Below are 10,270 nucleotides of genomic sequence, written 5' to 3'. Positions count from 1 at the left end.
AACGCCTGATAAATAATGGAGACGTAGCTTGATAATCCTGCGGTTTCCTCCCGATCTTCAGGAAAAGCTTCCAGCAGAGAAACAGCAAAATCGATCCAAGGGATCCTTTCAAGCGGGTTTTCTTCCGGTCGGTAAGATAATTTCTCTGTGATGTTCAAAAACAGGTCTTGTACATTTTCAAAAGCAGGTTTGGCATGTAATTGGATGTACTGGCGGATTATTCTATGGCAGGTGACGCCTTTCTCCGATTGGGTGAGCCAGCCGCGTGCGACGAGGTCGTTTATGGTGTTGATGCTATCACTTATATCCGATGATTCCCCATCGGATGTGAGAAGATCGAAGAGTGTGGCGTTCGGTATATCGGACGGCGGCAGTACGGAGAATTTTTTCATCAGGAAGAGGTGGGTTTCCAGTAAGTCGGCCAGATGGAATAACTCGCCGAGATAGGTATTGATTTGAAGCTCACTATTCCGGTAATCGAGGTGCGTTTTGACTGACCCGGATGGTGTGTCGAATTTCTTCTCCTTAAAAATCGAATACAATTGTCCGAGCGTCACCGCGCCGTGTGATCCAGCCAATGTTTTCGCTATGAGTTCTATGGTGAGGGTATGGTATTCTATAAGAGTGAAAAGCTGTGTGAGGATTGATGGATTATACTGTCCCTTGAAGAACTCACGGAACAGCGCTTCGGCGTAATCGGGAGGGAGGTTGTCAAGCAGCTTGGGTTTGACAAAATCGCCGGGTTTCTCTTCGCGGGAGGTGATGAGTTTTTTGAAGTTGGGGAGTTGACATTGCAGAAAGGAGATTTCGCGCTCTTTCTCCTCTCCTTTCAGCGATTCCACCGAGAAATTGTCTATGATGAGGAGATTTAGACCCTCATACCGTGAGAGTTCGGAAATAATAATTTCAATGATTTCTTTCGGTTCTTCGGAGAACTGGAAACACGGGGAGAGCGAAAGTAATGAAAGACGGAAGGAATCATGATAGTCGAGCCATACGAGCGAATTATACTCTTTCCCATATCGCCGTGCGTATTCCATCGCGACAGTCGTTTTTCCGATGCCGCCGACGCCGTTGAGGAAAACGATATCGTTCTCCGAAAGCAGTGCATGGAGTTCCGAAAGGTCCTCGTCGCGGCCAATGAAGCGCTGCGTGGGTTGTGGAATGGGGAAATGCGGCCGGGAGGGTTCGTTAACGCCGATATTTACCTTTACCGGCCTTTCAAACCGTATCTCCCCAATGTTGTCTCCGGTCCCCCGATGGGATTGTTCGTATGTCATATCCCCGGTCCATGATTATCGGTTAAAGTTTAATGTCGCCGCTTCCGGAATGAGAAATCGAACCGATGTTGTTACCGCTCCCGTAATGGTGCTGAATGATTTGCTGATTGATTTGCTGATTGATTTGGGGGAATTCCTTTTCGAGGGCTGCGGTTATCTGTTTGTCGGTAAGCGCTTCCCTCACGGCATTGCGCAGTTCGTTTTCGTTATCCTTATGCTTCACCATAGTATGAAACTTATCGCCGACGACTTTCATCACCTTTTTTACGCTTTCGCTTTCCAGAGCGCCTATAGCGGCGTTAAAGAGAAGTTGTTCCCATGATTGGACGTCGGCATTCATAGTATGTACTCCTTATCAGTATTCAAGGAAAAATCTCTTCAGTATTACCAATTGGCACAATATAACACCATCTTCACTAAAGTAAAGCATTTTCCACGTATCAGGAATCGTCACCGACGTATTCTTTTATCCGGGTATGCCATTAGATAAGGTTCGTGATCGTATATATAGATGCCGAAACAAGTTCGGCATGACACGTGTCATCCTGAACTCGTTTAAGGATCTAAATGTGCAATCATGGCGTAATATTTTCAAAAATACTTACCAAATGACATAACCGGATTCTTTTTTTCATAAATAACATGTTTATAAGAAGCAGTTGGGTTCCCCCCTCTATTTTCAAGAGAGGGGGATCAAGGGGGTGAGTTCTTTCAATACGGCGGTTTCGCCGGACCGTCATACCCGCACAAACCCAGCCGGGGCGAATTCACTATGCGCATAGGTTTGCCGTAATTCTCCTTATGCGGGTGTTTCTTTATATGCTCTTCGCACAACACTCCCCACACATCCTCTTCGATCAGGCATTCCAGGCAAAGCCGTGTGGCCGGTTTTCCGCACTCGATGCACTCTTCCTCCGGCGTCAGATTGCGCGCCATGAGTTCGATGGGGTGTTTGGTGAGCGGTTTTCCAACGCGCGTATCGATCACTTTTATCAATGTTTCCGATGAAGTCCCAAAATCATAAATATGGGTCAGCTCATGCTCGAGCTTGAACACAGCATCAACTTTACGGCTCATGGGAATTTCTTCTCCGCTCCATCCTCCCACAGAGAATTGGCTCATGTGTCCGCAGCACTCCAGCCAGATGGTGCGAAGATAGAAATCAAGGTCTTTCAGTGTGGCGGGCCCACGCATCTCCAGTTCCAGCCAGTAGATACCCGGTCCGGCGTCCTGAACACGGACATAATACAGTGTTTCGCTCCTGGTATTCCCCTGCTCGGCTTTTCGGATGGCTTCCTGACGCTTTTCGCAGGCCGCAAGGTGTTTGGTCATTCCATTCTTGGCGTACTCTGCTCCGCAATACGAGCATTTCGCTTTGGATTGCTTGCGAGACATACAGTATCCCTCCAAGCTTGTGAAAAAGTGGTTCCGTTTTTAGACCCTGAAACAAGTTCAGGGTGACGCTTTGTTTTGTCATGCCGAACTTGTTTCGGCATCTGAGGAGCAAATCATCTATGAAAATAATATGGAAAGGTCTTCAAAAAGTAAAGCATTTTCCACGAATCAGGAATCGTCACCAAAGTATTTTTTTCATAATAACATGTTTATAAGTAGCAGAGGGGTTTCTCCCTCTCCCTCTTTGTAACATACAAGGGGATTATGGGGTGAGTTTATCCGCAAAGCTCCTTACTCACCAACTGCGGAAGCCCAGCAGGGCTGGGTGATGTTGGGTCACCCCTCGCCCGCTTGCGGGTGAGGGGCCGGGGGTGGGGCTTTTTACCCGTTTATCCTGTCACAGAGGATGTTCACCCCCTCAACGAGCTGGTCGGTGTCGGTTGCGAAACAGATGCGCACGAACGAATCGGCGGTGGCGCCGAATGTCTCGCCGGGAGCGACTGCCACCTTTTTCGCCTTGAGAAGATCGACTGCGAAATCGGTGGAATTCATCCCTGTTTTGGAGATGTCGATTAGAATGTAGAACGCCCCGCACGGGGTGTAGAGGTACAGCCCCTTGTCCCGGAGGATTGTAACCACCTTGTCGCGCCGCAGCTTGTATATTTTCACCATCTCGGCGAACTGTTCCTGCGGTCCCTGAAGGGCGGCCAGGCAGGCTTTCTGCGAGATGCCGCTGGCGCAGGAGATGACCGGCTCCTGAAGCTTGGTGACAAGCTGGACGAGCTTTTCATTCTGGGCCACCGTGTAGCCGACCCGCATACCGGTCACCGCGTATGTTTTGGAGAATCCGAATACCGTGGCCACCCGGCCGTCCCTGTCATACAATCCGGTGGAGGTGTGCCTGCCGTCGAAAAGGATTTCTTCGTACACTTCATCGGAAATGACAAAGATATCGTGAACGCGGGCGAACTCCACGATCTCCTTCACAGCCTCAGGCGGATACACCGCGCCGGTGGGATTGCCGGGGGTGTTGATCATGATGAGCTTGGTTTTCGGGGTCACCAGCTTTTCCAGCGCCTCGAAATCGATCTGGAAGCCGTGCGAGGGATCGAGAGGATACCGCACCCCCTTCGCCGAAAGGCAGCCCATCTGCATCATGTAGTTCGGCCAGCCCGGATCGGGAATGAGCACCTCATCTCCCGGCTCGACCAGCGCCAACATAGTGGTAAAAATACTGCATACCGCCCCGGGGGAGATTACCACATTCTGCGGGCCGATGGGAATGCCGTTCTTTTCATTCACTTTTTTGGCGATCGCTTCGCGGAGCTCCGGGATTCCGGCGCTGGGGGTGTAGCGGGTAAACCCGTCCATGGCGGCCCTGGCGGCGGCTTCAAGAACATGTTCTGGAGTTTTGAAATCGGGCTGACCCACCTCGAGGTGGATGCACCCTTCTATATCCTGGCTCAAGCCCATTATTTTTCGAATACCCGATGAGGGCATGCTGCTGGTCAAATGATTGAATGCTTTCATTTCTCTCCTTTTTGTTGAGATTCATAGTATAAAGATAACTTTATAACATAACAATTTAACAGATAGTCAATCAAGGTTAAAATTGAAAATTTAAATTATGGATATTTTCTGGCAGGCGCACTATACTTGAAGTATATTTGATGATACATCCGAGCACAAAGTATGAGGAATTAGATCCAGAAACGAGTTTAGAATAATGTCATATTAAAAAGCAGAGAAAGTAACAATACTTTTTACCGGTAAAGAAAAAATACAGAAAAATGCGCCGGGCATCGACATCGATACTTCTTCTTACAATTCGACGACTGCAAAAGAGTATTTTACTTCCTCCCGATCCGAATATCCATAGCTTCGCCCTGAATATCCACAGTCTCGGTATATACCGCATCCGGGATTTCGTCTGAGGTCAGCTCGACCGCCAGCACCTCGCTCTGGATAAGGTCCCGGTGTTTTCCGACCGCTTCTTTCAGGTCGTTCGTTACCCCAAGTCCAAGACGGATGCGCTCGTCCGGGACGAGGCCGGCCTCACGGCGGGCGTTCTGCACCATGCGGATCACATCGCGGGCCAGTCCTTCGAGCTCCATCTCACGGTCGAGGGAAAGATCGAGGCAGACGAACAGGCCGCCGTCCGACATACAGGCGCGGCCTTCCCGGGCGAATATCCTCAGCTCGTATTCACCGGAATTGATGGTCTCTCCGGCGGCCAGAAGGGAACCGTCGCCCTGTACCCGGACATTCCCTGATTTGACTGCAGTCAGCACCTCCTTCATCTTTTTCCCGAGACGAGGCCCTAAAAGCCGGGAATCCACCGCAATCTCCTGACGGCCCATCTCGCCCACATCATCGGTGAAGCTCACCTTGCGGACGTTCAACTCGTCCTCGATAATGTCGGCGTACTTCTCCGCCAGGCGGGAATCGCCGCCGGCCAGGATGACCTCGCGCAGGGGCTGGCGCACCCGGAGGCGGTTCTGGTGACGAACCGCATGGCCGAGGGAGCAGACCCGCCGCACGGTGTCCATCCGCTTCAGGATGTCAGCGTTCATGGTAAGCTCCGAGGGGTTAGGCCAGTCGGTGAGGTGCACCGAGCGTTCACCGGTCAGGTTGCGGTATATGGATTCCGCGGTGAACGGCAGGAGCGGCGCGACCATCCTGGTAAGTGTGACCAGCACCGTGTAGAGAGTGTCATAGGCGTCCTGCTTGTCTGTGTCCGATTCGCTTTTCCAGAAACGGCGGCGGTTACGGCGGATGTACCAGTTGGTCAGGATGTCCATGAATTCCTCGATGTGGACGCAGGCGTCCGGTATATCGTAAGCGTCCATGTCCATGGTGACCCTGTTCAGTGTCTCCGAGAGCTTGGAGAGGATGTATACATCCATCTCATGGGTGGAGGCGCAGCTCAGAGCGGGCATATACCCGTCGATGTTGGCATAAAGCACCAGGAAGTAATAGGAATTCCAGAGGGGAGATAAGGCGCCTTTCTGGGCATGGGCGACCGCTTTGCCCTCGCGGTCCATCTGGAGGTTTCCGCCGCGCAGAATGGAATTGTTCATGAGGAACCAGCGCAGGGTATCCGAGCCGAGTGAGTCGAACACGTCATCCAGCGGCAGGTAATTGCGCAGCCGTTTGGAAAGTTTCAGTCCTACCTCGTCGAGCACGACGCCGTGGCAGATGCTGTTCCGGAACGCAGGTTTGTCGAACAGCCCGGTGGAGAGTACAATAAGCGTGTAGAACCATCCCCGGGTCTGCGCGATGTATTCCACGATGAAATCCGCCGGGAAATTCTTCTCGAACCAGCTCTTGTTCTCGAACGGGTAGTGCACCTGGCCGTAGGGCATGGAACCGGACTCGAACCAGCAGTCCAGGACATCCTCGATACGGCGCATCGTTCCGCCGCATTCGGGACAGGGACGGGTCAGCTCATCCACATGGGGACGGTGCAGATCGGCGACCTTTTTTCCGAAATCGCGCTCCATATCGGCGATGGAACCGTAGACATCAACATGGCTGCAGGATTTGCCGTCGCACTCCCATACCGGGATGGGCGTTCCCCAGAACCGGTTGCGTGAGATGGACCAGTCCCTCGATTCGGCAATCCAGCGTCCGAACTGGCCGTCACTGATATGCTCGGGAATCCAGTTGATCTGCTGATTCAGCTCCTGCATCCTCTGCTTGATCTGGGTCACCGCCACATACCAGGACGGGAAAGCCCGGTAAATGAGCGGGGTGTCGCATCTCCAGCAGAAAGGATAGTTATGCTCGATGGTATCGTGCCTGACAAGTTTCCCCTCTTCCCGTAGACGGCGGATGATGTCCCGGTTGGTGTCGAACACATTCTGCCCCCGGTAGTCGGGTACGCGCTCGTCAAACCGTCCCTGGGAATCCACCGGGGCGATGGTGGGGATGCCATGCGCATCGGAAAGCTTCTGGTCATCCTCGCCGAATCCGGGGGCTGTGTGGACGATTCCGGTGCCGTCCTCGGTGGTCACGAAATCCCCTGACATGATCCGGAAGGCATTCGGCGTTTCCGCAAAATACGGGAACATCGGCTCGTAGGACAGCCCGGCCAGGGCCGAGCCTTTTACCGTTCCGATCCGTTCCGCTTTTTCAAGCTGCTTTTTGTAAGCGGCGATACGCTCCACAGCGATGATATAGTGCTCTCCACCCTCGCGAAAAATGGCATACTCGATGTCCGCCCCCACCGCGATTCCCAGGTTCGAAGGCAGCGTCCAGGGAGTGGTGGTCCAGACCAGAAGCGAAGTGTTTTTGGGGAGACGGTCGGAATCATGGAGGCGGAACAGCACGGTGATCGAAGGGTCCTGTTTTGGGCGGGTCGAATTGTCTATGCGTGTCTCGAAGTTGGAAAGAGGCGTCTCGCACCGTGCGCAATACGCCAGAACCCGTGAGCCCTGGTAGATAAGGCCCTGGTCGTAAAGGGATTTGAAGGCCCAGAGGACGCTTTCCATGAAATCGACATCCATGGTCTTATAGTCATTCTTGAAATCGACCCATCTTCCCTGACGGGTTACAATGCGCTCCCACTCATCCACATATTTCATCACGAGGGTACGGCAGCCTTCGTTGAACCGGGCGATGCCGTACCGGATTATCTGATTACGGCCGTGGATGCCGGCCTCCTTCTCCATCTCCATTTCGGCGGGGAGTCCGTGGCAGTCCCACCCGAACCTTCTGCTCACATGATAACCCTGCATGGTTTTGTAGCGTGGCACCACATCCTTCACATAGCCGGTGAGGACATGGCCATAGTGGGGAAGACCGTTGGCGAACGGCGGCCCGTCATAGAACACGAAATCGCGGCCGCCCGCTCTCCGGAACCGTACCGATTCTTCGAATGTGCCGTCCGCTTTCCAGTACCTGAGGATTTCCTCCTCCAGCCTGGGGAAATCGGGTTTTGGTGATACCGGCTCGAACACGGTCTCTTTTTCTTTCTCCATATTCACGATAATAAGTCTCCTTAATGCCCCTATCCCTCTGTCCCTTTCCCCCGTTCCGGAGGGCAAGGGAAGCCGTTTCGTCTCTGATGTTACCTGCCCCCGGTACGGGGGAAGGTGTCACAAAGTGACGGAAGGGGGCTTAACAATGCAATATCTGTGGAATTCCTTAGATTAAAAGATAAAACAATAATATAGAAATTATTGTAGGAGATTGCAAGAGAGACCTCACCCCTTGATCCCCTCTCCTGGCCAGGAGAGGGGCGCAATTAAAGCATTTGTTACTTTGCTCTTGACAAGGGAAAATATTTATATTTATTTCAGTCGGTAACAAAATATAACCGACTGAAGAAAGATGGAAGTGAAACGGTGACAAGTTGTCACCGGTTGAAATGGTTACAAAATGTAACCGGTTGTGAACGGAATGGAAGAAAATATATATTGTAACTGCACATAGATATATCTGGAAAAAGGCGTCAATCCACCTACGAAGGAGGATTACACCGTGAAGAGAATCGCGCTTTCGGCCTTCTTACTTCTTTCCTTTGTATTGATACTTTCCTGCGGAAAAGGATCCAAGACACCAACCGCCCCTCTTGAGGATACTTATACCATTTCTGGCACAGTTACAGGCGCGGACAGTGTTACCGTGACCCTTTCGGGTGATGCATCCGCCTCCTGGACTGTGAAAAAAAGCGGAGAGTCATACTCGTTCACCTTGGCGACGGGCGGTACATATACCATAACCCCTTCAAAGAGCGGGTTCGCTTTCACCCCTTCCGATAATACTATAAAGAATCTGTCCACAAATCTTACTCAGAATTTCGATGCGAAACTTGCATCCTATACACTCTCCGGCACAGTTACCGGGGCGGATAGCGTTACAGTCACCCTTTCCGGTGGCTCATCAGCCACCTGGATGGTGACAAAGAGCGGGGGGACATACTCTTTCAACGTGCCCGCTTTTGGCACTTACACGGTAACGCCGAACAAAAAAGGGTACGTTTTCACTCCTCAAAATACGAAAGTAGAAAATTTGGTCGCAAATCATGTTCAGAATTTCGAGGCGATACCTTTGTTTGCCCTCTCAGGCACGGTGACCGGTGCGAATGTAGTCACCGTAACCCTTTCGGGAGATGCTTCAGATACCCAGACGGTTAACAGCGGCGGAACATACTCTTTCACAGTTATCTATAGAGGGAATTACACGGTAACACCCTCAAAAAGGGGATATGTATTCAATCCCCCAAGCAAGACCTTCACCAACGTGACGGCTAATGTGACTCAGGATTTTACCGCCAAAGACTCAACCGGTATTTCTTTTGTTTCTATTCCCGGCGGGACGTTCCAGATGGGGGATGAGGTTGGGGACCTTTCAAATTGCCTCCCGGTTCACACGGTGACGGTATCTTCATTCCAGATGAGCGTATACGAGATCACGAACGCGCAGTACGCGAATTATCTGAACGAGGCGCAGGCGAGCGGGGACGTGACGGCGACAAGCGAGAGCGTGAAGGGGGCGAAAGGGGCATACAATGCGCAGGAGTATATTTATATTGCGGGGACGTATGAATCTTATATTCCTGGGAACCGTTGCTGGATAACGTATAGCGGCGGAACATTCAGTGTGGTATCCGGGAAAGAGAACTGGCCTGTTGTGTATGTGACGTGGTATGGATCAAAGGCGTTTGCACTGTACTATGGTTTGGACTTACCGACAGAAGCGGAATGGGAGTACGCGTGCCGGGGCGGAAAGCAGTATAAATACGGCACAGACGACGGGACGATCAGTAGTACAAAAGCGAACTATGACTGGGGAAGCGGCTATATCGGCCATCCTGTGAATGTGGGGAGTTATCCAAAGAACCCGTTTGGACTCTATGACATGAGTGGGAATGTGTGGGAATGGTGTCATGACAGGTACGGGACGTATCCGAGTGGAAGCGAAAACAATCCATCTGGTGTACAAGTAGGTTCTGATCGCATAGTACGCGGAGGTGGTTGGAGCTACGGCAACTGCCGTTCATCCAGTCGGAATGGAGCTACTGACAACGGCAACAACACAGGTTTCCGGATTGTTCGTCGTGCCTCCCCTCAGAATTATTGAGCACTTGAACCCTGATCTTTGTTACTTAAGTGGGGTGTGCAGGGGGTGCGTCCGAGATGTTTTGGTGTACTGACCGGATGAAAGGAGCCGGTTCTATGATTGACTCAATATCAGGATAGCCTGATTCCCTCTGCCGTGAGGCAACTCTCTGTGGAGAAACAGAACGAGCAAAGCCCGGACGCCACAATCCACCTGTTCGAGGGGAATTGACGCAAAGTCAAATAAGCAGTATAATGGATAGGGGCGAATTGTGATTTTTCCTGCATGGGAAAACGCAATCGACCGCCATATTGAAAACAAGGTTTGACGGTTTTTTATGAAGAACAAAGGTGAGTGAAATGTCAGTTCCACTATTTGACGTACGAATGCTTTGGTCCCTTCCAGTAGCGGAATTCAATGAATGGCGCACCAATAATGATTTCCCGCTCATTTATCAGTACTTTTTAAAACAGTTACCTGGTTTTAAAAAGTGGTCAAGGGAATTTGGCATCGATTCTGAAATTTTCTGC

Annotated in this window: 6 protein-coding genes; 1 reads left to right on the top strand and 5 read right to left on the bottom strand. The window is 51.4% G+C overall.

The genetic code is table 11. The annotated features are described in order from the left end of the window. The 5 genes from Q8O92_01710 to ileS all read right to left on the bottom strand — a co-directional run. Window positions 1-1,280: ATP-binding protein (locus Q8O92_01710; GenBank protein MDP2982032.1), on the bottom strand; the 1,280-nt coding region annotated here is incomplete at its 3' end. A gap of 22 nt (window positions 1,281-1,302) precedes the next feature. Next, entirely contained in the window at window positions 1,303-1,620 is a 318-nt protein-coding gene (locus Q8O92_01705; protein ID MDP2982031.1) for a hypothetical protein, read from the bottom strand. Window positions 1,621-1,991: 371 nt separating this feature from the next. Then, on the bottom strand, window positions 1,992-2,675 hold the full coding sequence (locus tag Q8O92_01700) for a hypothetical protein (protein MDP2982030.1): 684 nt from the start codon (window positions 2,673-2,675) through the stop codon (window positions 1,992-1,994). Window positions 2,676-3,056: 381 nt separating this feature from the next. Beyond that, the gene (locus Q8O92_01695) at window positions 3,057-4,205 is read right to left on the bottom strand and encodes a pyridoxal phosphate-dependent aminotransferase (protein MDP2982029.1); all 1,149 of its coding nucleotides are present in this window, start codon (window positions 4,203-4,205) and stop codon (window positions 3,057-3,059) included. 320 nt (window positions 4,206-4,525) lie between these two features. Further along, window positions 4,526-7,657 carry an isoleucine--tRNA ligase gene (ileS, locus tag Q8O92_01690; GenBank protein ID MDP2982028.1) on the bottom strand — a complete coding sequence of 1,044 codons (3,132 nt, stop codon included), beginning with the start codon at window positions 7,655-7,657 and terminating at the stop codon, window positions 4,526-4,528. A gap of 502 nt (window positions 7,658-8,159) precedes the next feature. Here ileS and Q8O92_01685 point away from each other — a divergent pair. Next, window positions 8,160-9,761 (top strand): SUMF1/EgtB/PvdO family nonheme iron enzyme, encoded by a 1,602-nt coding sequence (locus tag Q8O92_01685; protein MDP2982027.1) that lies wholly within the window; start codon window positions 8,160-8,162, stop codon window positions 9,759-9,761. Window positions 9,762-10,270 lie beyond the last annotated feature (509 nt).

The organism is Candidatus Latescibacter sp. (genome assembly GCA_030692375.1).
In the GTDB taxonomy this organism is placed as follows: Bacteria; Latescibacterota; Latescibacteria; order Latescibacterales; family Latescibacteraceae; genus JAUYCD01.
Note: the sequence above shows the minus strand (reverse complement) of the source record. Positions and strands in the feature narration are given on the sequence as shown.

Bases quoted from the DNA above. Each gene is read 5' to 3' on its own strand.
- Q8O92_01705 (MDP2982031.1), bottom strand. From the start codon at position 1,620: ATGAATGCCGACGTCCAATCATGGGAACAACTTCTCTTTAACGCCGCT.
- Q8O92_01700 (MDP2982030.1), bottom strand. From the start codon at position 2,675: ATGTCTCGCAAGCAATCCAAAGCGAAATGCTCGTATTGCGGAGCAGAG.
- Q8O92_01695 (MDP2982029.1), bottom strand. From the start codon at position 4,205: ATGAAAGCATTCAATCATTTGACCAGCAGCATGCCCTCATCGGGTATT.
- ileS (MDP2982028.1), bottom strand. From the start codon at position 7,657: ATGGAGAAAGAAAAAGAGACCGTGTTCGAGCCGGTATCACCAAAACCC.